Origin of the sequence: Lewinella sp. IMCC34191 (assembly GCF_003390935.1) — a bacterium.
Taxonomy (GTDB): domain Bacteria; phylum Bacteroidota; class Bacteroidia; order Chitinophagales; family Saprospiraceae; genus Neolewinella.
This window is the reverse complement of sequence record NZ_QNQZ01000005.1, coordinates 171,858-194,228: the sequence shown is the minus strand read 5'-3', so window position 1 is coordinate 194,228 and position 22,371 is coordinate 171,858. Positions and strand designations below refer to the sequence as shown.

Below are 22,371 nucleotides of genomic sequence, written 5' to 3'. Positions count from 1 at the left end.
GGCATGACCCAGTCCGATCTACTCATCGTCGGGGGCGGCGTCCTCGGTACCTTTCACGCGGCCGCAGCCCTGGAGCGGGGGCTGTCGGTCACCCTCTGCGAGGCCAGTGCCACGCCCCGCGGCGCTACGGTCCGCAACTTCGGCCAGATCGTCCCGTCGGGTATGCAGCCGCGGTGGCAGGCGCACGGGCGGCGCAGCCTGGCCATTTACCAGGATCTGCAGTCGCGTACCGACATCACCCTGCGTCAGCTCGGCAGCGTGTACCTGGCCTCGGACTACGACGAACTGGGACTGCTCGAGGAAATGGCCGTGATCAACTGGGACAACGGCTACCCCAGCCACCTGCTGACCGCCGCCGAATGCCGGAAACGCTACCCGGGCCTGCGGGAAGACTACTGCGTCGGCGGCCTGTTCTTTCCGGAGGAGGTGACCGTGGAGGCCCGGGAGATGATCGGTCGCGTACTGGCCTACCTCACCGCGGAGAAAGGGCTGAACTACCGCCCCGGCCACCGCGTCGTCAAACTGAAGGGCGGCGGAGCGCGGGTGCAGGCCCGCGACAACCACGGCAATCAATACCGCGCCGAACGGGCCATTGTCTGCAGCGGCGGTGATTTCGGTTCCCTCTTTCCCGACCGGCTGGCCGCCAGCGACCTCGAGCTCTGTAAACTGCAGATGCTGCGGATCGCGGCCGGCCCCGGCCCGGAACTACCGGGCAACATCCTGACCGGGCTGAGCATCCGGCGCTACGAGTCCTTCCGCGACTGCCCGAGCTACGCCCGCGTGAAGGAAACGGAAGACCCGGGCGCGTTCTGGAAGCAGTGGGGGGTGCACATCCTCTTCAAGCAGAGCCCGGACGGTTCGATCATCCTCGGAGATACCCACGAATACGCGTCGGCCAGGGAGGTAGACGCGCTCTCCTTTGAAAACCGCCCCCGGCTCAACGAATACATGCTGGACGAGGCCAAAAAGATCTTCGACTTGCCGCGCTGGACGATCGACGCCAGCTGGAACGGCTACTATAGTCAGTGCCGCGAGCATGATATTCACCTGGAAACGATCGGCGACCGCATCCACGTCGTCACCGGCATCGGGGGGAAGGGGATGACGGCCGGCCCGGGCTTTTCCGCCGCACACATCGACCACCTCTACGCGGGTACGCCGCTGCATCCGGTTACCGCAAGCAAACCGGCCACCACGCCATCCTAATCATCCGCTCAAATTCCTCCGCTTGGACACTTTCCGCATCCCCGCCGATCTCCGCCTTTTCGTATTCGATATGGCCGGCACTACCGTGGACGAAGGCAACGTCGTGTACAAAACGCTGCTGGCCACCCTCCGGGATGCGGGCTACGTACTCGATCTGGATCTGGTGCTTGCCGAAGGGGCGGGAAAAGAAAAACGACAGGCGATTATTGATATTCTCGACCGGCTAGGCGGGGATCCGAAGGGCGCCGATAGGCTATATATCCGCTTTCGGGATAAGCTCAAAATCGCCTACCGGGACCTCGAGGTAAAACCCTTCGCCGGCGCGGCGGACCTGATCGGCCGGCTGCGGCGCCGGGGCGTAAGCGTAGGCCTGAACACCGGTTACGACCGGGCGACCGCCGAACGCTTGCTGGATAAGATGGCCTGGCGGGCGGGCGAGCACTACGATTTTCTGGCCACGGCCGATGACGTGCCTGCCGGTCGGCCGGCGCCGGACATGATCCACCGGCTGATGGAGATGGCCGACGTCGAGTTGCCCCACTTCGTGGCAAAAGCCGGCGATTCCGCCGTGGACATCGAAGAGGGACGGCGGGCGGACTGCGGACTTACGGTCGGCGTCACCACCGGGGCACAGTCGCGCGAACAGCTGGTCGCCGCCGGGGCCGACCTGGTGGTCGACGACTTGGCCAGTTTGGTTTAGGGTCGGCCCCGGTGCAACCCCAGCGGGAGGCGGTCCGTCCTTACCCTCATGTACCTGCCAAGCACCACCGAATGAAGCGTATCGCCCGCTGCGCCCTGCTGGGGCTAATCCTCTGCACCGGCGCTGTCCAGGCCCAGACCGAAGACTGCGGCTGCCGGGAGGAGTTCGACTTTGTCGTCCGGTATCTCGAAGCCAATCTCCCCGCCTTTCACCAGGACGTGACCGCCGACAACCGGGCGGCGTACACGGACTTTAGGGATGCCCTGCGGCAAAAGGCGAGCCAGGCGACCGACCGGAATGCCTGCTTCCGCTACCTGACCCAGTACGTCGAGTTTTTCCAAGACAACCATACCAAGATGCGCAACCGGGGAACGGTCACGGTCGATGAATCCGATCCCACAAACCTCGCGGAGTTCCGCAATGGATCGCTCTACCGGGACACCGAAACCCTGCCCCTGCCCGACGATTCGGTCCTTACCGATTTTCCCCTGACCGATATCCGCGGGGTGTACGTATCCACGGACTCCCAGTATACCGTGGCCGTGATCGACGCCCAGACGGAGTTTCGCGACTACGCCGGCGTGATCCTGGACGCCCGCAACGAGCTCTGGACGCCCGGCCAGGTGAAGTTCGAGCTAAAACGGAAGGACAGCCGGACGGTCGAAGGCTTTCTCTATGACCGCTACCATCGCGCGGAGTACCTCACCGCGGTGGGCTTCGGCGCGGGCTTTCTGGGAGAGCACTGGGTCAAACGGGAACGGGCGGACAAGGTCAACCACAGTCTCAACCCGGAACGGGCGTTCACCTACCGGGTGGCGGACAGCACCGTGATCCTGCGGGTCCCGTCTTTTATGAGTTCCCATACCCGGACCCTCGATTCGCTGTACCACGCGGCCGCCGACGAGATAGGCCGCCATCCGTACTTACTGATCGATGTGCGGGATAACGGCGGTGGTAATTCGAGCAATTTTTCTGCGCTCCTGCCTTACCTCTACACCCGCCCGATCGTCAACGACGAAACCGTCGAACTCTACGCCACCGAGGACATCATCGCGCTCTACCAGGCGGACTTCGACCGCATCATGCAGGACTCGTCGCAGGTAAACACGGAAACCATCGCGGCCTTCCGCGAAGGGCTGGCGGCCATGCGCGCCGCGGAACCGAACACCTTTGTCCGCGAGGAATACAGCGACACCCTCGTGTTGCCGGTATTAGACACGCCGCGCCGCGTCGGGATACTGTACAACAAAGGCTGCGCGAGCGCCTGTGAGGACCTGTTGTTTACGGCCCGGCAATCCGATAAAACCGTACTGCTCGGGGATAACTCCGGCGGCTTCGTAGGCTACGGGAATATGTTTACCGTCTACACGCCCTGCAACGGCTTCGGCTTGTCGATGTCCACCTCTCGCTACGGTACCCAGTGGAAATACGAAGTGGTCGGCATCGCGCCGGATTACCGGCTCGATTACGACCGGGACTGGATCGGGCAGGCGATACGGGTGCTGCGGCGGACCGGTCGCGATAACGGGAACGATTAGTTGACGCCGGAATGCTGGTGTTCCGTTACAGAACCCGCCGCATGATTTCGGCCTAGCCGGTCCGATCGTGTGCGCCGTACGACGGAACCGTACGCCTGAGCTACTTCTTGCCGCTCTTCTTAGTTCCGCCGGCCTTGGTGCCATTCTTCATGGCGCCGCCTTTGGCGTTGGGGGCAGTTACCTTATTACCGGTACCGGCCTTGTCGATTTTGCCGGGGGCCTTCTTCGTTTTATCAATTTTCAGTGCCATAACGATCGAGTTATTGATTGACCGTCCTTTGGTCAACCGGGGATAACCAGACTATAACCCGGCTACCTATGCACAAGTTTTAGCGTACCAAATAGTGCGGTGGCCACGGCTCCCCGCTGTTACAATCAAAATCACGGAGGGGGTCCTGGTGAGCATTCAAAAATTTCGATCAGTTATCTCCTCGCGCTGTAACCATCCCTAATTTTTGCAGTAACCGTCCATAAAGACACGCTATGCCATACCGAGCGCTTTTCTGCGGACTCCTGCTATTCACCTTCCTGCCAGTCCGGGGCCAGCAGGCGCTGGAAACCGTGGAACAGAATTATGCCACGGCCCTGACCACAGCCAAGGAGCAGGATAAACTGGTCTTCGTCGACTTCTACACGACCTGGTGCGCCCCCTGCAAACAACTCGATAAGGAAGTTTTTCAGAACGACTCCGTCCGGCAGGTGCTGGGCAAGGATTTCGTCCTGCTTCGGTACGATGCCGAAAACGACACCGTGTTTCATCTGTCTAAAAAGCACCACGTGTTCAGCTATCCTACCGGCCTGATCCTGGACGCGGATGGCTATCTGGTGTCCAGGAAGTACGGCTTCCCTGGTGAGGATTTCGAATCGTTATCGGCCAGCGTTTTCGAGTTCAGCGAGCAGGCGCTCCGACGCAGCCGGGGAGATACGGTCGTCGTAGGCTATTCGAACCACGTTGACGGCACAATCTATCCCGGCTTCTACATTGACTATGTCAACCGGACAAATACCAAGATTGATTCCGCGGCCTTTCATGCGTACTGGGACAAGGAGCAAAATATTTTCGGCGAAGCATATTTCTCTACCCTGGTGTACTTCGCTCGCAAGGGAATTCCCGACCGGGTAGCGGACCGATTGCTGGAGCACAGGGAAGTGTATACCACGCTATACGGATCCTTGGATGTCGAGATAGCGCTCATGTTCGTATCGTTTAGTAAGCTCGACGCCGCCGTGGCCGAAAAAAACAGGGAGCAGTTCGCTGTAGCTCTGCAGTACACGCGGGCGGCACTGGATGCGGATTTCGCGGAGGAGGTAGCCGCCAGGTACGAAGAAAAATTCCGTTCGGCCGGCGGGGAGTAGCACGCAGATTATCCTACGATATCCGGTAAGCGTACACCGTACTGCCCACCGCCAAGGTCAGCACCGTCCCCACCAGGACGAACGGCATGACTGCCTCGGACACGAACAGGCTCGCCGCGATGATGAGCGCGCCCCCCATCACCCACAGCGGACCGGAAAAGCGATGCACTCGCCACCAGGCCTCGTCATCCCGCAGCGTAATCGGCAGGCGGATACCGATCCATCGATTGGGCGGAATTACCGGCATGAAATTCCCAATTACGATGAGCAGACCGCCAATTATAAAGAACATGACCTGAATGTTGATCAATTGACCCCGGCTGGTTCCCTGGATAATGTATACCATAAGGGCCGACAGCAAAGCGGTAGTCAGTAACACCATCCACCATAGTTTGCGGGGGCGCCGGGAAAAGGTCGCCTCCGGCAATACGAAGCTGTAGATAACGGCCATGAGCAGCGGGCCGGCGATCGGCAGCAGCCACAGCATCGCCTTCGGTCCGTAAGCCACCGGCTGCCCGTCCGGTCCGAAGCGGATTGGCACCTCCTCCGGGAGGGTAGGGTATACGTAGGCCAGGTAGAGGAAGGGGATCGCCACGGTGATCCACAGCAGCTGGGAAACATTCGATTTACTCATCTTGGGAGGGTTTTAAAGTCAGTAGCCAGGCGATCATGTCCTCCATCACCGTACTATTCAGCGCGTAGCGCACGAATTGCCCGTCCCGTTCCGCCCGCACCAGTTCCGCCCGTTTCAAAATGTCAAGGTGGTGGGATATACTGGGCTTCGAGATGTCGAAGTGATCCGCGATCTCCCCGGCCGTTAGGTCCCCTTGCCGCAGCAACTCCAGGATGGAGCGGCGGGTCGGATCGTTCAGTGCCTTGAAAATTGCGTTCATTTAGACATTTAGACAATTATCTAAATAAAAGGTTCGAATTTTCGCGGCGGAGCGCAGGTGGAAAGTTTGGTCGAACACTGTCAGAGCAACCTGGTGTTGATATAAACGCCTCATCCCGATGGAATATGCTCGCCCAATCCTGCTACTGATCATCGCGGCGGTTCTCGCCACTTGCGGTGCCCCGGGGAGCGAGACGGTACCTCTTTCAGACGTTCCAGAAACGGTGCCCGTCGAGGCAGACCCTCTATTCGGTACCTGGCGGCGGCTGTCTTACCCCCACGGAAGTATACAGGTCAAACCGGATAGCCTGAAGTTTGCCGTCGGGGAAGGCCTGGCCGAACCGGCGCGGTTCCAGGCGTACCGGGTTACCGATACCTGTCCCTTCGTGCGTGCTGTACCGCCACGGCCGACGGGAGTCCAATATCTGGTCACCCCGGACAACGAAAGCTGTTCGGCCTTTACCCTGAGCGGAGATACGCTGATGATGTATTATCCGCCCGGCAACGAAGCAGTCACTTACGTCAGAGAATAGACCTGTCGCTCCCCCTCCATGTTAGCTGAGATAGCAAGGGAATGATCGTATCTTCCCTTCCCCCCGGTAGGAATTGGAAGATGCCCCTCGATGAAGTACCCACTCGCCCTATTACTGTTCGCTTTACTCCTGCGCTGTGCGCCCACCCCCTCCGCTTCCGCAGGCTATGCTACGGAGAACCTGCGGGTGGACCGCGTCACCGACCGCACCTACGTGCATGTCACCTATCTGGATACCGACGATTTTGGACGGGTCCCTTGTAACGGCCTGATCGTGGTGGAGGACGGGGAGGCCATTGTCTATGACAGCCCGGCTACCGACGCGGCGGCTACCGAACTGATTGACTACATCAGCGAAACGCTGGATGCAGAGGTGAAGGCCGTCGTAGCCACCCACTTTCACGTGGACTGCCTGGGTGGCTTCGCTGCCTTTCGCGAGCGGGACATACCTACCTATGCGACCGAGGAGACGGCTCGGTTGGCGCGGGAACAGGGTTTTCCAGCCCCTTTGCGCACCTTCGACGAATCACTCGAACTAAACGCCGGCAAACTGGCCACGGTCACGGTATTTACCGGCCCCGGACACACCCGGGATAATGTCGTCGGCTACGTTCCCCGCGAGGAGGTACTTTTCGGCGGCTGCCTGGTGAAGGCCATGGGTGCCGGCAAGGGGAACCTGGCGGACGCGGATACCTCGGAGTGGGCGAATACCATAGTCCGCCTGAGCGAGGAGTTTCCCCGCGCCCGCTACGTCGTACCCGGCCACGGCGCGGTAGGCGGCCCGGAGCTGCTGGACTATACCCGTCGGATGTTCAGCCCCGAGTAGCTTCGTATTCATGAATCTCAACCAGATCACGGTTCCTTCCCGCAACCTCACCCTTGCCATCCCCTTCTACGAGTGCCTGGGATTGCAACTGATCGTCCGGTCGCTGCCCCACTACGCCCGTTTCGTCTGCCCGGACGGCAGCGCGACCTTCTCGCTTCATCTTGTCGACGAGCTACCGCGTGGCGAGGGCATTTACGTTTACTTCGAGTGTGAGGATCTTGACGGATACGTCGCCAACCTTATCCAGCAAGGCATCGAATTCGACGAGCCCCCCGAGGATCGCCGCTGGGGGTGGCGGGAGGCGCGACTGCGGGATCCGGACGGCAACCGGCTCATTCTCTATTACGGGGGAGCATATCGGCTTAATCCGCCGTGGCGGGTAAAGGATTAATTGACGTTTCCTTCCACCGCGCCCTTCGCGCAAACAGCCATCCGGCGAGAGCAAAGAAGCATACACTGGCAAACAGGGGGATGACGAAAAGCGAGTCCGGGGAGATCAATAACCTCAAAAACAGGGCACCCACCGCGATCACTCCCGCACCGATCGCGTAGCCCAACTCATCGTAAAACCAGGCGTAGGGGAAGAGGTGAGCACCCGTAATGATCGCGTAGCCCATGATGAAGGCCTCGGGGTCGCGAAGTAAAAAGTACACCAGAAAAGGGAAGTAAAACAGCTGGGCGAAGTTAAGCCAGAGTCCGAGCGGTTCGAGGGGGTTGCCGGGAATCTTCCAAGTGGTCCGAAACACCTTGGACAGCCCAAAGGCCAACGGTAACATAATCGCCCCCACAATGAAGGTCATTACGCTACGGTCGTAAGCGGAATAGCCGGTCAGCCAGATACCGGTAATGAGCGCCCATACGATTCCCGCCGCCACCATAAACTCGACGCCGCTTTTAGCGCGGGCGATAATTTCGCGGCGATAGTATAGGAAGTCGGATGGCGGTGTAGAGGGTGGCATAACGGAATGGATGCAAGTTCTACAGCAACATTGCATCCGGTGGACCGTATCCGCAAAGCACATCGGCCAATATGCGCCCTTATTCGACGGGCTGCCTGAAAGTAAACAGGCCGCCATCCGGTGGATGAGGGCCTGCACAAACTCGAACCTTGAATTCTGGGGCGATCAGGAGATGGTCAATTCAATCTGCGGCGGGTCAATACCTTTTCTCTACCGGCCGTAAGCCAAATATAAGGAATTAAATGTCATATTGACAATTAGTTTTTGGCTGGGGAGGTCCATAACCCCGACTTCCACCCCAGAACCGAGCCGATAGTGATAAAATGAATAGGAATTGGGACTTAAATCGGGATGCCAATCGATGAGTGGACCTATACTGTGGCGTAAAGCAGTTGCACCACAGATGAATATTCCGACCCTGATTTTCTTCCTCCTGATCTACGCCGTGCCCCTGGCGGCTCAGGATGACCGCCCCTTCGATTTTACGGTTGATGCCGGTGGCAACGGCGACTTCACTACCGTCCAGGCGGCCATCGATGCCGTGCCCGCCCTACGGAAGAACCGCACCTACATCCTGATCCGCAACGGTACTTACAAGGAAAAGCTGGTTTTGCCACCCACGGCCACTAATGTCAGCTTCATCGGCGAGAGCCAAGACAGTACCATCCTCACCTACGACGATTTCGCCCAGCGGGAGAACAGGTTCGGCGAGGAAATCGGTACCTCCGGTTCCTCCGCATTCTATGTGTTTGGCGATGGCTTTTCGGCTGAAAACATCACCTTCGAAAACTCCGCCGGCCCGGTCGGGCAGGCAGTGGCGGTCCGCGTCGATGGCGATCGGGTCACCTTCACCAACTGCCGCTTCCTCGGTAATCAGGATACCCTTTACCCGCACGGCCGGGAGAGCCGGCAGTACTACAAAAACTGCTACATCGAAGGTACGGTCGACTTCATCTTCGGCTGGTCGACGGCGGTCTTCGACAGCTGCACCATATTCTGCAAATCACCCGGCTACATCACCGCCGCTTCTACCGAGCAGCAGGACTCGGTGGGCTTCGTTTTCCGCAATTGCACGATCGAGGGTAGCGCGCCGGCGGGCAGTGTCTACCTGGGCCGACCGTGGCGCGATTATGCGCAAACGGTCTTTTTTAACTGCGAGCTCGGCGAGGTGGTGCATCCCGCCGGTTGGCATAACTGGGGTAGTGAAGCGAAGGAGGGGACAGCCTACTACGCGGAGTACGGGAATACCGGCCCGGGTGCGGCTACGGGGGAGCGGGTGGAGTGGGCGCACCTGCTGAGTGAAGAGGATGCTGCTCGGTACCAGGATTTGGAGGCGCTACTAGGGGGGTGGGATCCTGCGGATCAGTAGGCTTTTCGATCGCCTTTGGCTTGCTGTTTTCTAACCACGGATTTCGCAGATTTTGGGCACAGATTTTGTCGTCGGCTCTGCTGGTCTTTTCAACTCCCCCCGTCCCCACCCGTCACCCACTGACCTCTTACTTCTTCAATCTAAAAAAAGAGGCAACCCGTTTCCGGATTGCCTCTCTGTACGATTGCTGTGCCAGGCGGTGGCGCGGGGAAATCTGTGTGAATCCGTGCCTAAGCGAAGCGCATCTGCATAATCTGTGTTGAATAAAAAACCGAGCTGCGCGGCAGCCAAGTCCCTTACTTCACGTCAAAGCGATCCGCATCCATCACCTTGGTCCAGGCCTTCACGAAGTCGTTAACGAACTGCTCGGCGGCGTCGTCGGCGGCGTACACCTCGGCCAGGGCCCGCAGCTCGGAGTTCGAACCGAAGATCAGGTCGACGCGGCTGCCCGTCAGGGTCTTGTCGCTACCGCGCAGGTCCTTGCCTTCGAAGAAGGTATCGCTGTCGTCGGTGGCGCGCCACTTGAAGCCCAGGTCCAGGATGTTGTTAAAGAAGTCCTGGGTGAGGGCACCCGTTTCGCCGAAGATGCCGTACTGCGAGTCGTCGTAGTTCAGGCCGATGGCGCGCATACCGCCGACCAGTACCGTCATTTCCGGCGCGGTCAGGGTAAGCAGCTGGGCGCGGTCCACGAGTAGCTCCTCGCCGCTGGCATTGATCGGGTTGCGGGAGTTGACGTAGTTGCGGAAACCGTCGGCGTAGGGCTCGAGGGCCTCGAAGCTCTCCACGTCGGTCTTCTCCTCCAGGGCGTCGACGCGGCCGGGGGTGAACGGTACGGTGACCTCGTGACCGGCAGCCTTCGCGGCTTGCTCGATGGCGTAATTACCGCCGAGTACGATCAGGTCGGCGATCGATACCCGCTTGTTGCCGCTCTGGGAATCATTGAAGCCTTTTTGTACTTCTTCCAGCTTACCGAGCACCTTATTGAGTTGCTCCGGCTTGTTCACCTCCCAGGTCCGCTGGGGGGCGAAGCGAATCCGGGCACCGTTGGCACCACCGCGCTTGTCGGAGGAGCGGAAGGTAGCGGCGCTCGACCAGGCGGTGTACGCCAGTTCCTGTACGGAAAGGCCGGTATCGCCGATCGCCTGCTTCAGGTTGGCTACGTCGTTGTCGTCGATCAGGTCGTAGTCGCGCTGGGGTAGGGGATCCTGCCAGAGCAGTTCCTCCTGCGGCACGTCGGGGCCGAGGTAGCGGCTCAGCGGACCCATATCCCGGTGGATCAGTTTGAACCAGGCGCGGGCGAAGGCGTCCTTGAACTCCTCGGGATTGTCGCGGTAGCGCTTCGAGATCTTCTCGTAGGCGGGGTCCACGCGCAGGGCGATGTCGGTGGTGAACATCGACGGGTGCAGCTTCTTGTTCGGGTCGTGCGCGTCGGGGATCAGCCCTTCGCCCTCGCCGTTCTTCGGCTTCCACTGCCAGGCGCCGGCCGGGCTCTTGTACAGCTCCCAGTCGTACTGGAAGAGGAAGGTGAAGTAGTCGTTGCTCCACTGGGTGGGCGTCCGGGTCCAGGTCACCTCCAGTCCGCTGGTGATGGTGTGGGGGCCGTGGCCGCTTTCGTAGCTGCTGTTCCAGCCCGTGCTCATGTCGGCGATGCCCGCTCCGGCGGGTTCGGCACCGACGTAGTTCTCGGGATCGGCGGCCCCGTGGGCCTTACCGAAGGTGTGTCCGCCGGCGATCAGCGCCACGGTCTCCTCGTCGTTCATGGCCATGCGGCCGAAGGTCTCCCGGATGTCGCGGGCGGCCTTCATCGGGTCGGGCTCGCTGTTGGGGCCTTCGGGGTTGACGTAGATCAGTCCCATCTGCACGGCGGCCAGGGGGCTTTCGAGCTGGCGGTCGCCGGTGTAGCGCTCGTCGCCGAGCCACTCGCTTTCCTTACCCCAGTAGATGTCGCTGGCGGGCTCCCAGACGTCCTCGCGGCCGCCGGCGAAGCCGAAGGGTTCTACGCCCATGGTCTCCAGGGCGATGTTGCCGGTCAGGACCAGCAGGTCGGCCCAGCTGATCTTGCGGCCGTACTTTTTCTTGATGGGCCACAGCAGCAGGCGGGCCTTGTCGAGGTTGGCGTTGTCGGGCCAGCTATTGAGGGGCGCGAAACGCTGATCGCCGGAACCGGCACCGCCGCGTCCGTCCTGGATGCGGTAGGTACCCGCGCTGTGCCAGGCCATGCGGATAAAGAAGGGGCCGTAGTGACCGAAGTCGGCGGGCCACCAATCCTGGCTGTCGGTCATCAGGTCGCGCAGGTCCTGCTTCAGCGCTTCCAGGTCGAGGCTTTCGAATTCCCTGGCGTAGTCGAAATCCTTGCCCATGGGGTCGGACTTCTCATTGTGCTGGCGGAGGATGCTCAGGTTGAGGGCATTCGGCCACCAGTCGCGGTTGCTCGTACCGGCACTGGCCGTGGAGTGGGCGCCGCTCAGGAAGGGGCAGCTACGGCTCGATTCATTTACTTCCCAGACCTTACCGTTATCGTGGTCGTTGTCCTGGTTCTGCGATTGGCCGTGGGTAGCGGCCTCCTGTTTGATTCCCGAATTATTGGTGTCTTCCATGTAGGCTAAATTTTAGTGAAGGGAAGCCGAATGGCCGGCCTCGCGCGATGATTCATCTTGTATCAATGATAAGGATTATGCTTCGGCCGTAGTTCAATCATCGGCCCACCGGACCACGTTCAACGCTGCCATCGGAGCCGGCACAAATTCTTTTTGCGGCGGAGCGCAGGATAAATGCGACAAAAAGAACGGAAACGCTCACCACCACCTTTTTCACCGCCCGGACACCCAAACACGCCGGTAATTACTGGGGTTGACCAGTATACGGCGGGACCACTTCTCGCAGCATCCTTCCCGTTGCTGGCCTAAAATCCAGTTCGTACCACCGGGAGCGGATGAAACTCTCTACCCCGTGGCCGTCAAAGTTGATAACTACTATTAACCGGCCATTTAATATATCTATCAACGATGAGTGCCAAGAACAATGGCGTCCGGACGGACGCCAAACAACAGCAGCTGGACCAGTACCGCACCGACGGTACCGACCAGCCCATGACCACCAATAACGGGCTTAAGGTCAACGATGCCGGTAACTCCCTCAAGGCGGGCATCCGGGGCGGTACCCTCCTCGAGGATTTCTGGCTGCGCGAGAAGATTAACCACTTCGACCACGAGCGGATCCCGGAACGGATCGTCCACGCCCGGGGCAGCGCCGCCCACGGGATTTTCGAGCTCTACGAGGCCATTCCCCAGTTCACTAAGGCGGGCATCTTCAATGATACCTCGCGAAAGACCCCCGTCTTCACCCGCTTCTCCACCGTAGCCGGCTCCAAGGGCTCGCCCGACCTGGCGCGTGACGTCCGCGGCTTTGCCGTGAAGTTCTACACCGAGGAGGGCGTCTGGGACCTCGTCGGCAACGACATTCCCGTATTCTTCATCCAGGACGCGATGAAGTTTCCGGACCTGATCCACTCCGTCAAGCCGGAACCGGACCGCGAGATCCCACAGGCCCAGTCGGCCCACGATACTTTCTACGACTGGGTATCGCTCACCCCGGAGGCCCTGCACAATCACATCTGGGTCATGAGTGACCGCGGTATCCCCCGCAGCCTGCGTATGATGCAGGGCTTCGGCATCCACACCTTCCGGATGATCAACGACGAAGGCGTCGCCCACTTCGTCCGCTTCCACTGGAACCCCGTGCAGGGTACCCACTCCGTCACCTGGGACGAGGCCGTCAAGATCAACGGGGCCGATCCCGATTTCCACCGCCGCGACCTCTGGGACGCCATCGACGCCGGTCAGTTCCCCGAATGGGAGCTCGGCTTGCAGATCATCCCCGAGGAGGACGAGCATAAGTTCGACTTCGACCTGCTCGATGCCACCAAGCTCATCCCCGAGGAAATGGTCCCCCTGAAGGTCGTCGGCAAGATGACCCTGAACCGCAACCCCGACAACTTCTTCGCCGAAACCGAGCAGGTGGCTTTCCTGCCCACCCATATGGTGCCGGGCCTCGACTTCAGCAACGACCCCCTGCTGCAGGGCCGCCTGTTCAGCTACCGCGATACCCAGCTCAGCCGCCTGGGTAGCGTCAACTTCGAGCAGCTCCCCATCAACCGCACCCTGGCCGATGCGCACAATAATCAGCGCGACGGCCACATGCAGATGTCGGTACCCAAAGGCAAAACCGCCTACTTCCCGAATACGCTGGGCGGCGGATGTCCCTTCCTCACTTCGATGAAAGAAGGTGCTTTCGAATCCTACACCGAGCGCATCGACGGGAATAAGATCCGGGCCCGCAGCGAAAGCTTCGTCGACTACTACAGCCAGCCCGCCCTGTTTTACCGCAGCCTCACCGACTGGGAAAAGGCCCACACCGCCGATGCCTACACTTTCGAACTCGGCAAGTGTACCTACCCCCACATCCAGCAGCGCATGCTCTACCAGATCAGCCAGATCGACGAAGCACTCGCGCAGCAGGTAGCCGAAGGTCTCGGCCTGGAAGTGCCCGACAGCGTGGACGGCCCCGTCAACCAGGCCATCAGCGCCGACGCGGACGTCGAGAAGATGCAGCCCCCCAAGAAGAAGATCTACCTCGACAAATCAGACGCGCTGAGCCTGACCCACCGCATGGGTAAGGGCATCGCCACCCGGCAGATTGCCGTGCTGGCCTCCGACAGTTTCGACGCGGAAGATTTTACCGCCATGACCGACAAGCTCAAAGCCGAGAACGCCGTGGTGAAGATCGTTGCCCCCCACGGCGGTACGATCACCTGCAGCAAGGGACACGAGCATGAGGTCTTTTCCGGCATCATGATGACCGAGAGCGTCCTCTTCGACGCGGTGTACATCCCCGGCGGTCAGAAGTCCGTCGACGCGCTGCTGAAGAAGGCCAAGTACAAGAAATTCGTGGACGAAGCCTTCATGCACTGTAAGGCCATCGCCGTGGACGGGGAGGGCGTGCAACTGCTGGAAGCAACCCACGTAGGCGAGTATATGAACGACGATAAAGCCGTCTTCGTCGACGGTAAGCCGCAGGCGTTTGTAGACGCCATTGCCCAGCACCGGAATTACGACCGGATGGAGGTGGCTAAAATGGTGCCGGCTTAGGGTAGGGTCCCGGAGCTCCAGCTCCGGGCGTTGATTTACGGCATCTACTTAGTGATGCAGAAATGGAAGGTCCCGCCTGTTGCAGGCGGGACCTTTTTTATGGGGGGCGAGATTCGGCTCTTCGCATTTGGAAAATGCTTCGAACGGCGCGGCCGGAGGCCGCATCCTACTGCGCGGTCGGAGACCGCGTTGTACTACCGCGGTCGGGAGACCGCTTCGTACCTCCGCCGCGTAGCTTCGTCGGCGGTCGGGAAGTCGTCGGGAATTTCCTGGGTCACCTCGCCCGTGGCCGCCCACTCAACCCCCCGTAGAAAACTGGTGATGAAACCAACCCCCTCCATTGACTCGGTGTCGTGACCGAGGGTGGTGTGGAAGACGCGGCCGTCGCCGTAGGTGAGCACCATCAGCATGGGCTCATGGCGGTCGGTCGGCGCGGTGTCGGAAAGATCTTTGCCGGTGGCCAGTACGGTCATATTCTCGGCGGGACCGCGCATCATGGCGTAGCACTCGTCGGCGGTGGTCATCCAGGTGTCGGGCATCCCCTTGGTGATGGGGTGATCTTTCTCCCGCACGGTTATGGGGAATTCGTGCTGGGCGCCGTGGATGCCGCCTTTACCGGGGCTATCGTCCCGGACGAGTTCGCCGTCGTGCGTGTAGTAGACGTACGGCCCGCTGCTTTCGTCGCGGCCGCCCCAGCCGCCCAGTCCGATCATTTCATTGTAGGCCTTCCATTCCGGCCAGGAATTATCGGCCGCGTGGACGGAGACGAAGCCGCCGCCATTCTTTACAAATGCCTCGAAAGCGGCCTGCGTGGCCTTCGGCCAGGGAGCGGCCTGCCAGCCGAAGTTGGAGACGACCACGTCGTAGGCACTGAAATTCGGGGCAAAGTCCGGGTCGGGTTGTGGTTTGGGGAGGTCTTCGCTCGGGCCGGCGTCGGCGAGGGGCAGAAAGTCGGCCTCCTCGTCGGCGTTCCAGGTAAAAGCGCTGCGTTGAACGTCGACGGTGAACAGACCGGAATCTTCTAGGTACTGCTTCATCATCATCGTAGACTTCGGCCAGACCACGTGGTTATTCTGGCCGTCTACGATGAGGACTTTGATTTGGGCGGAGGTGGTTACGGAGAGCAAGGTGAGATATAGAATGAGGGTAAAGCGCACGATCGTCGATTTGAGCGCCATAAGGTAATGGATTGCGTGGTATCGCCACCCGGCCTCCAGGGGGTATCGCCCTATGGCGGTAAGCAGCTCGGATTTAGGTAGCCACCATGCAGTCTACTTTGTCGCTCGCTACGCTCGCGATAGGGGCGGAGCTGGAGCTCCGCCACCCGGCGTCCAGGGTCTCGGAGCTCCAGTTCCGGGGGGTATCGCTCTATGGCGGTAAGCAGCTCGGATTTCGGTAGCCACCATGCAGTCTACTTTGTCGCTCGCTACGCTCGCGATAGGGGCGGAGCTGGAGCTCCGCCACCCGGCGCCAAGGGTCCCGGAGCTCTAGTTCCGGGGGGTATCGCTCTATGGCGGTAAGCAGCTCGGATTCCAGTAGCCACCATGCAGTCTACTTTGTCGCTCGCTACGCTCGCGATAGGGGCGGAGCTGGAGCTCCGCCACCCGGCCTCCAGGGTCCCGGAGCTCCAGCTCCGGGCAACTTCCCACTGCCGGTAAGCAGCAACGAAAAGCTGGATTCATCGCTGAGGATTGCCATTCAGAATATGTCACGAACCGTCCGCGGACGTACAGATACACCGGAACATCCCTTCGCCAGGGCCGTTTTGCGATAATGAAGCATGTCCTACTTCTTTTCTTCTTGCTGGGATTGGCCGCTTCCGGCACCTCCCAAGAGCTTACTTCACGGGTGCTGTACGGCGGCTATGTATTCACGCTGGACAATCAGATCTACTCGCTGAACGAAATGATCCGCGATCAGCCGAAAGGCACGGAGTTGCGACGGTTGCTGCGCAGCGGTCGCCGGAACAGGTTGTGGGGAGGCTCATTGGGTTTCGCCGGTGCTTTCTTGATCGGTACGGCCCTCGCCGACGCTCTTTCCGACGACGATGGGGATGAAAGCCTGAACCACTGGCAGACCTACGTCGCGGCCGGCGTATTAGTGGGCGTATCCTTCCCGCTCATATCGACTGCCGACAAGCGAATCGAGCAAGCCGTTGGACTATATAATTCCGGACCTGCATTGGGGAAGATACCGGAACGAGATCCCATCTTCTACGCCGGCGGTACGCGTGAGGGCATGGGAATCGGTGTCCGGTTTTAAGGAAGGGCCCGTCTTCGCGGGATGCACTTGATCCGTCCTTCAAAAGCATTTTACCTGCGCTCCGCCGCAAATAGCTGACGCGGATTGCGTGGGGTTGATAGTCATCTGCTTTGCTTGCTCCGGACACTCGCAGGTCCCCGGCTATTGCCAGGTGACACTCCGAGGTCCTGGGCTCATCGATTAAGGGGAAAGTATCAGGACCTCGAAGTGTGCTCGCACCTTCGAGTGTCCGGCCAAGTTGAAGGTCACGCTTGTTCCGGACCCTCGCAGGTCCCCGGCTATTGTCAGGTGACACTCCGAGGTCCTGTATACATCGCCAAACGGAAGAGAGCTAGGACCTCAGAGAGTGCTTGCACCTCTGAGTGTCCGGCCAAGTTGAAGGTCATGCTTGTTCCGGACACTCGCAGGTCCCCGGCTAGCGCCAGGTGACACTCCGAGGTCCTGGGCTCATCGATTACGGGGAAAGTATCAGGACCTCGAAGCGTGCTCGCACCTTCGAGTGTCCGGCTCAACCCATCAAGCTAACCCCCTCCTCCTCGCTAACGTGGATCACCCGCTCCGGAACCGTGCGGTAGCCTGCGTCCACGCTCGAATTTTCCAGACGGAGTACGCCCCGCGGGCATACCGCCGCGCACACCCCGCAGCCTACGCAGCTGGCGCGAACGATGTCCTGCCCCCGCTGGGCGTAGGCCCGCACATCGATGCCCATCTCGCAGTAGGTGCTGCAGTTACCGCAGCTGATGCACTGCCCGCCGTTGGTGGTGATACGGAAGCGGCTCTGGAAGCGCTGCACCAGGCCCAGGTAGGCCGCCAGCGGACAGCCGAAGCGGCACCACACCCGGTTACCCATCAGCGGGTAGAAACCCGTGCCGACCACGCCGGCGAAGCCCGCCCCGATCAGGAAACCGTACCACTTCTGCACCTTCCAGGTCTCGAAGCCGAGCAGGCTGCCGGCGCCGGTGAAGTAGGAATAGAGCGTCAGCGCCGTCATCAGGATCGCCGCCAGCAGCACCCCGTGGACGATCCACCGCTCGAACTTCCAGGCGCGGAGGCTCTTGTCGCTGAGCTGCCGCCAGGGGTCGCCCATGGTTTCGGCCAGGCCGCCGCAGCCGCAGACCCAGCTGCAGTACCAGCGCTTGCCGACGAGGTGCACCATCAGCGGCACCCCTACGATGATCAGCACGACGCCCCATACGAGCATGAAGATGCCTACCGCCCCGGCACTCTGGAACTGTTCCAGTTGCCAGCCGAAGAAGAAGTCGTAGTCCAGCGGCCAGATGTTCTTCAGGTCCTGCTGCGGTTTATTCAGTGCCCCGAGGATCTCCGGGATCAGGAAGGCGAAGGCCAGCTGGAAAAACATCACCGAGCCGGTACGGAGTAGCTGGTACTTATTATGGCGGTACTTCGTGATCATCCGTACGCCCATCACCAGGATCACCAGGGTGTACAGCAGGCCGTACAGAAACCATTGACTGGCCGTACCCCCGAACAGCGCGGTCTTCAGCGGTTCCACCATCGTGATCCAGGGGGTAACGTGGGCCGGGGTCCAGTACAGCAGCACGTAAAAGCCGATGAGGTAGGTGCCCGCCAATATGCCGATGTAGGCCGACAGCCCGGCCGGATCCGCGGGGCGGGCGGGGGAATTGCGCCAGGAACCTTCGTACCAGAGCACCAGGGCCAGGATAAGCAACGCGATACCGACGGTCACCGCCGGCCAGAACCAGTCGCCCGCCATGTACCGGATGCCGTACAGGAGGATACCGAGGATGGTGGCGGCCAGGAAAAAACCGCGCCAGCCCAGGTTCAAGCCCTTCGTGACCTGGGAGTGGTAGATGTGGTCGTGCTTGATACCGGGGTGGGGGCCGAACTTGGGAAGGATGTAGAGAATCCCGCCCAGCACGCCCAGGCCGATCGTCAGGCCCAGGAATAGCCAGGGGTTATCGACCACCGGTCCGATCTCGGCCGTGGCCGTGAGCGCGGCGAACTTATCGCTGTAGTATACCGGCTCGGACAGCCGTACGTCCCATTCCGATATTCCCTCCGGTAGCTCGCCGGCGGCAATCAGCCCGTCGACGCTTTCGTCCACGCTACTGCGTGCCGCCTGAAACACCTCCTCCACCTTATCCTGGAAACTGAAGCTGCTGCCGAAGGTCTGCCCGGTCAGGTCGAGGGCTACGGCAGCCCGCCGGAAGGCGGGTGCCTGCACGTCGTAGATCAGCCGGGCGAGCGGATCTTCGGTCGGCGCCTCCTCCTCCGTGGAGCCCTCGCTTGCCCCGCCGGAGGAGCCGGCCGATACGGTGGTCCCGGCTTCCGGCGTGCCGGCACCCTCCGCCCCCGGCTCGGGGGCCATCGTGGCGATCAGGTCTTCCTCGGTCAGGCGGTAGCGCTCCAGGGCGAGCATGGCCGTAAAGACCAGCAGCGACAGGACGAACAGGCCCAGGCCGATGTACTGTATGGTAGACTTATGCGTGCGCTTATCGGGCATCGGGGCTGGAGATGGCACGCGGGGTGCGGGTTTTGAAATGAAGAAAGCGGAGCACGGCGTCCAGTCCGCGTTTGCGGCGAAGCTTCAGGTTGCTGCCCGTTTGCTCGTTGAAGAGGGCAACGATGTCGTATTCGTACTCGGCGTAAAATTCGGGGTCAAAGTTGGCCATGCCCAGGTCCTGGAGCACCTCCTCGATGTTTGCCCCTTCCCGGATCCATTTTTCACAGACCTCCTGCCGGTACCGGATGCCCATCAGGTTGAAGCCGCGCACGGCCCCCCCGTCTTCTTCGTAGTTGATGCGCACGGCCTTCTCTCCGTCCGGATGCTCCCAGTAGAGCGTGGCCAGACCTTCCCGGCCGTGGGCGGGCACCTCGCCGTAGACCTGGTACTCGATGTCCATAAATTTGGCCGAGTTGAACCAGATGCCGGGGTCGTAGGCTACCGGGCGGTCGAGTAGGGTATAGGCCACCGTTTCACCCATCATCCGGCCGGTGTACCAAACGGCCTCGATGGGCTGGCGGCCCGGGCGGGGGTTGCGGAGCTGGGCGCAGTCGCCGATGGCGTAGACGTCGGATGCGGAAGTCCGCAAATATTCGTCGACGAGTATGCCCTTATCGATGTCCAGACTGGTTCCCCGTAGGAAGCCGACGTTCGGTCTGACCCCGGCGGTGAGGCCTACGTACTGGCAGTCGATGCGTTCGCCGTTTTTGGTTACTACGGCGCCCGCCGCGCCGGAACCGTCGTCTACGATCTCTTCCAGTTCGGTGTCGTGGCGCACATCGATGCCGTGCGCGCGGATGTGGCGGCTGACCATCTCGCTTTCCTCCTTCGGCAGGGTGTTGCGCCAGTAGCTCGCATCGCGCACGAGCAGGGTGACCGGAATATGGCGGCTGTGCAGCATCTCCGCCAGTTCCACGCCGATGAGTCCGCCGCCGACGATCACCGCGTGCTGGATGGCGGGGGTGACTTCCTCGAGGTATTCCAGGTCCTGCGCGCTGACCATACCGCCTACTCGGTTAAGGTCCTGGCCGGGCCAGCCGAACTTATTCCACGTACTGCCGGTGGCGAGTACCAGCTTGTCGTATCGGAGGGTATCGCCGCCGTCGAAGTGGAGGGTCTTGCCGCTGAAGTCGACCCGCTCCACGTAGCCGCGCCGCAGGTCGATGCGGTTCTTCGACCAGAAAAAAGGCTCGTAGGGCATCAGGTCCTCCCAGCGTTGGTGGCCCATGTAGACGTACATGAGGGCGGTGCGCGAGAAGAAATAGTCGCTCTCGGCGGAGATCACGGTGATGCGCACGTCATCGCTTAGCTTGCGCAGCCAACGCGCGCAGGTGATGCCGGCGATGCCGTTTCCGATGATGGCTACGTGCATGGTCGATTGGTGTAGGACGGTAAGCTACGTCTTACCGGCGGATTATGACAGGGTTACGGCGCGGACGGGAGTACGGTTTTGTGCAGCTTCCGAATTGCCGATTATCTTAGGCCCATGCCTCACCGCTATTTCGTACAGCTCGCCTACCGCGGCACCCGTTACCGGGGTTGGCAGCGGCAGTCGGGCGACGTGCCGTCGGTACAGGAAACGATTGAGGGCGCCGTTGCGCAGGTAGCCGGTAAATCGCGGGAGCTGAGGTCCGATCAGCGTCCGATTCGAGTGGTCGGCTGCGGCCGTACCGACGCCGGTGTCCACGCCAGCGACTACTACCTCCACTTCGACGTCGAGCAACCCCTGCGCGACAATTGGCTCTTCATCCTCAACAAGCTACTGCCGGACGACATCGTCTTCTACCGAGTATGGGAGGTAGATTCTGGTGCCCACGTACGCTACGACGCCGCGGAAAGGACCTACGACTATCACCTTCACACCCGCCCCGATCCCTTCCTCCACCTCACCAGCACCCTGCTGGATCCCGGTGAATTGGATACCTGGGCGATGGAAATGGCCCTGCGCTCCATCGTTGGCCACCACGATTTCCGCGCCTTCTGCCTGACCCCCGATCGCCACAACACCACCACCTGCCACCTGATGGAGGCCACCTTCCATACGGAAGGGGAGGGGCGATACCGATTCCGCTTCGTGGCCGATCGTTTCCTGCGGGGTATGATCCGCATCCTGGTCTTTCAACTGCTTCGCATCGGCCGCGGCGAGATCCCGCCCGATGAACTGGAGATAGCATTAGAAACCAAGGAGCGCATTTCCGTCGGGCAGGCCGCGCCGGAGGGGCTGTTTCTAAGCGGGGTGAAGTACTAGCTTCGTCCGCCGAACGTAGCGTAGCGGAGTTCGTCTGCCGAAGCGGGTCGATCCATTATACACCGCTTCCTGGGCAGACCAGGAAGCGCTGGGCGGACCAGGAAGCTACTCCCTTGCCTTCGAATCCATCCAGATCGTCACCGGCCCGTCGTTCACCAGCGACACTTTCATATCCGCCCCGAAGGTGCCGGTCTCCACCGTCCGCCCCGATACCGCACCCAAATAAGCGACAAACCGCTCGTAGATCGGATCCGCTACCCGCGGCGCGGCGCTCCGCGTAAAGCCGGGCCGGTTCCCCTTTTGCGTGCTGGCAAAGAGCGTGAACTGGGAAACGCAGAGGATGCCACCGTCCACGTCGGTAACGCTATGGTTCATTTTATCATCCTCGTCGTTGAAGATGCGCAGGCGGCTGACCTTGCCGGCCAGCCATTCGATGTCTTCCTTATCATCTCCTTCCTCGATGCCGACGAAGATCAGCAGGCCGGGGCCGATCTCACCGGTGACCGTTCCCTCCACCGTGACGCGGGCTTCCGAAACACGTTGTATCAATATTCGCATGGGAGAAATATACAATCCCGTTTTCGGCCGAGCCCGCCGCACAACAAAAAGCCCTGACCGCTCGAAGCGGCCAGGGCCCTAATTTTGCAACCTACCGGGCGGATAGCCCGAGCGGTGCCTTATTTCTTGTAGGTGTCGTCGCTGACGGTCAGCTTGTGGCGACCCTTCGCGCGACGGCGGGCCAGCAGCTTGCGGCCGTTCTTGGTAGACATGCGGGAGCGGAAGCCGTGCTTGTTGACGCGCTTACGCTTGGAGGGCTGGAAAGTCCTTTTCATGGTATTTATTTTTGGAGG

At 60.7% G+C, this 22,371-nt stretch carries 21 protein-coding genes; 11 read left to right on the top strand and 10 right to left on the bottom strand.

The genetic code is table 11. The features are described from left to right. Window positions 1-3 precede the first annotated feature (3 nt). From DRW39_RS11680 to DRW39_RS11670, 3 genes are all read left to right on the top strand, one after another. Window positions 4-1,206, top strand: coding sequence for a TIGR03364 family FAD-dependent oxidoreductase (locus tag DRW39_RS11680; protein WP_116107220.1), 1,203 nt, complete (start codon window positions 4-6; stop codon window positions 1,204-1,206). Between the two features lie 22 nt (window positions 1,207-1,228). Next, window positions 1,229-1,906: a phosphonatase-like hydrolase gene (locus tag DRW39_RS11675; protein WP_198664857.1), complete on the top strand. Its 678-nt coding sequence runs from the start codon at window positions 1,229-1,231 to the stop codon at window positions 1,904-1,906. Window positions 1,907-1,977: 71 nt separating this feature from the next. Next, window positions 1,978-3,444 carry a S41 family peptidase gene (locus DRW39_RS11670; protein WP_116107219.1) on the top strand — a complete coding sequence of 489 codons (1,467 nt, stop codon included), beginning with the start codon at window positions 1,978-1,980 and terminating at the stop codon, window positions 3,442-3,444. A 100-nt stretch (window positions 3,445-3,544) separates the two neighbouring features. On the opposite strand, the gene DRW39_RS22245 is transcribed toward DRW39_RS11670, so the two are convergent. After that, window positions 3,545-3,694, bottom strand: a complete 150-nt coding sequence (locus DRW39_RS22245) for a hypothetical protein (protein ID WP_157976066.1) — start codon at window positions 3,692-3,694, stop codon at window positions 3,545-3,547. Window positions 3,695-3,927: 233 nt separating this feature from the next. Between DRW39_RS22245 and DRW39_RS11665 the strand changes: the two genes are divergently transcribed. Next, a complete protein-coding gene (locus DRW39_RS11665) occupies window positions 3,928-4,800 on the top strand; it encodes a thioredoxin family protein (RefSeq protein ID WP_116107218.1) in 873 nt (290 codons plus the stop codon). A 13-nt stretch (window positions 4,801-4,813) separates the two neighbouring features. Here DRW39_RS11665 and DRW39_RS11660 read toward each other — a convergent pair whose 3' ends face one another. Further along, window positions 4,814-5,434 carry an SdpI family protein gene (locus DRW39_RS11660; RefSeq protein ID WP_116107217.1) on the bottom strand — a complete coding sequence of 207 codons (621 nt, stop codon included), beginning with the start codon at window positions 5,432-5,434 and terminating at the stop codon, window positions 4,814-4,816. Further along, window positions 5,427-5,693, bottom strand: coding sequence for an autorepressor SdpR family transcription factor (locus tag DRW39_RS11655; RefSeq protein WP_116107216.1), 267 nt, complete (start codon window positions 5,691-5,693; stop codon window positions 5,427-5,429). Before DRW39_RS11655 ends, DRW39_RS11660 begins: the two co-directional genes overlap by 8 nt. 118 nt (window positions 5,694-5,811) lie before the next feature. On the opposite strand from DRW39_RS11655, the gene DRW39_RS11650 reads away from it, so the two are divergent. The 3 genes from DRW39_RS11650 to DRW39_RS11640 all read left to right on the top strand — a co-directional run bounded on the left by DRW39_RS11650 (window position 5,812) and on the right by DRW39_RS11640 (window position 7,441). Continuing rightward, the gene (locus tag DRW39_RS11650; protein WP_116107215.1) at window positions 5,812-6,225 is read left to right on the top strand and encodes a hypothetical protein; all 414 of its coding nucleotides are present in this window, start codon (window positions 5,812-5,814) and stop codon (window positions 6,223-6,225) included. Between the two features lie 90 nt (window positions 6,226-6,315). Beyond that, window positions 6,316-7,050, top strand: coding sequence for a subclass B1 metallo-beta-lactamase (bla, locus tag DRW39_RS11645; protein ID WP_116107214.1), 735 nt, complete (start codon window positions 6,316-6,318; stop codon window positions 7,048-7,050). A gap of 10 nt (window positions 7,051-7,060) precedes the next feature. Then, window positions 7,061-7,441 (top strand): VOC family protein, encoded by a 381-nt coding sequence (locus DRW39_RS11640; protein WP_116107213.1) that lies wholly within the window; start codon window positions 7,061-7,063, stop codon window positions 7,439-7,441. On the opposite strand, the gene DRW39_RS11635 is transcribed toward DRW39_RS11640, so the two are convergent. Continuing rightward, window positions 7,413-8,009, bottom strand: a complete 597-nt coding sequence (locus tag DRW39_RS11635) for a DUF7010 family protein (protein WP_198664856.1) — start codon at window positions 8,007-8,009, stop codon at window positions 7,413-7,415. The two genes, DRW39_RS11640 and DRW39_RS11635, sit on opposite strands and share 29 nt — an antisense overlap. Window positions 8,010-8,412: 403 nt before the next feature. Here DRW39_RS11635 and DRW39_RS11630 point away from each other — a divergent pair, with 403 nt between their 5' ends. Next, window positions 8,413-9,378 carry a pectinesterase family protein gene (locus tag DRW39_RS11630; RefSeq protein WP_116107212.1) on the top strand — a complete coding sequence of 322 codons (966 nt, stop codon included), beginning with the start codon at window positions 8,413-8,415 and terminating at the stop codon, window positions 9,376-9,378. Between the two features lie 296 nt (window positions 9,379-9,674). On the opposite strand, the gene katG is transcribed toward DRW39_RS11630, so the two are convergent. Further along, complete coding sequence (gene katG / locus DRW39_RS11625; protein ID WP_116107211.1) at window positions 9,675-11,975, bottom strand: catalase/peroxidase HPI; 2,301 nt, start codon at window positions 11,973-11,975, stop codon at window positions 9,675-9,677. Window positions 11,976-12,383: 408 nt separating this feature from the next. Between katG and DRW39_RS11620 the strand changes: the two genes are divergently transcribed. Further along, complete coding sequence (locus DRW39_RS11620; protein ID WP_116107210.1) at window positions 12,384-14,525, top strand: catalase; 2,142 nt, start codon at window positions 12,384-12,386, stop codon at window positions 14,523-14,525. A gap of 194 nt (window positions 14,526-14,719) precedes the next feature. Here DRW39_RS11620 and DRW39_RS11615 read toward each other — a convergent pair whose 3' ends face one another. Further along, window positions 14,720-15,703: a ThuA domain-containing protein gene (locus tag DRW39_RS11615; RefSeq protein WP_116107209.1), complete on the bottom strand. Its 984-nt coding sequence runs from the start codon at window positions 15,701-15,703 to the stop codon at window positions 14,720-14,722. Window positions 15,704-16,298: 595 nt separating this feature from the next. Between DRW39_RS11615 and DRW39_RS11610 the strand changes: the two genes are divergently transcribed. Continuing rightward, window positions 16,299-16,787 (top strand): hypothetical protein, encoded by a 489-nt coding sequence (locus tag DRW39_RS11610; RefSeq protein WP_157976065.1) that lies wholly within the window; start codon window positions 16,299-16,301, stop codon window positions 16,785-16,787. A gap of 508 nt (window positions 16,788-17,295) precedes the next feature. On the opposite strand, the gene DRW39_RS22640 is transcribed toward DRW39_RS11610, so the two are convergent. Both DRW39_RS22640 and DRW39_RS11600 read right to left on the bottom strand, forming a co-directional pair. After that, window positions 17,296-19,272 (bottom strand): 4Fe-4S dicluster domain-containing protein, encoded by a 1,977-nt coding sequence (locus tag DRW39_RS22640; RefSeq protein ID WP_232830136.1) that lies wholly within the window; start codon window positions 19,270-19,272, stop codon window positions 17,296-17,298. Further along, a complete protein-coding gene (locus DRW39_RS11600; protein WP_116107207.1) occupies window positions 19,262-20,644 on the bottom strand; it encodes an NAD(P)/FAD-dependent oxidoreductase in 1,383 nt (460 codons plus the stop codon). The genes DRW39_RS22640 and DRW39_RS11600 overlap by 11 nt, the downstream gene beginning before the upstream one ends. A gap of 114 nt (window positions 20,645-20,758) precedes the next feature. Here DRW39_RS11600 and truA point away from each other — a divergent pair, with 114 nt between their 5' ends. Continuing rightward, window positions 20,759-21,520, top strand: a complete 762-nt coding sequence (truA, locus tag DRW39_RS11595; protein ID WP_116107206.1) for a tRNA pseudouridine(38-40) synthase TruA — start codon at window positions 20,759-20,761, stop codon at window positions 21,518-21,520. A gap of 105 nt (window positions 21,521-21,625) precedes the next feature. Here truA and dtd read toward each other — a convergent pair whose 3' ends face one another. Both dtd and rpmH read right to left on the bottom strand, forming a co-directional pair. Then, window positions 21,626-22,078 carry a D-aminoacyl-tRNA deacylase gene (dtd, locus tag DRW39_RS11590; protein WP_116107205.1) on the bottom strand — a complete coding sequence of 151 codons (453 nt, stop codon included), beginning with the start codon at window positions 22,076-22,078 and terminating at the stop codon, window positions 21,626-21,628. Window positions 22,079-22,197: 119 nt separating this feature from the next. Beyond that, window positions 22,198-22,353, bottom strand: coding sequence for a 50S ribosomal protein L34 (gene rpmH, locus DRW39_RS11585; RefSeq protein ID WP_116107204.1), 156 nt, complete (start codon window positions 22,351-22,353; stop codon window positions 22,198-22,200). Window positions 22,354-22,371: the final 18 nt, after the last annotated feature.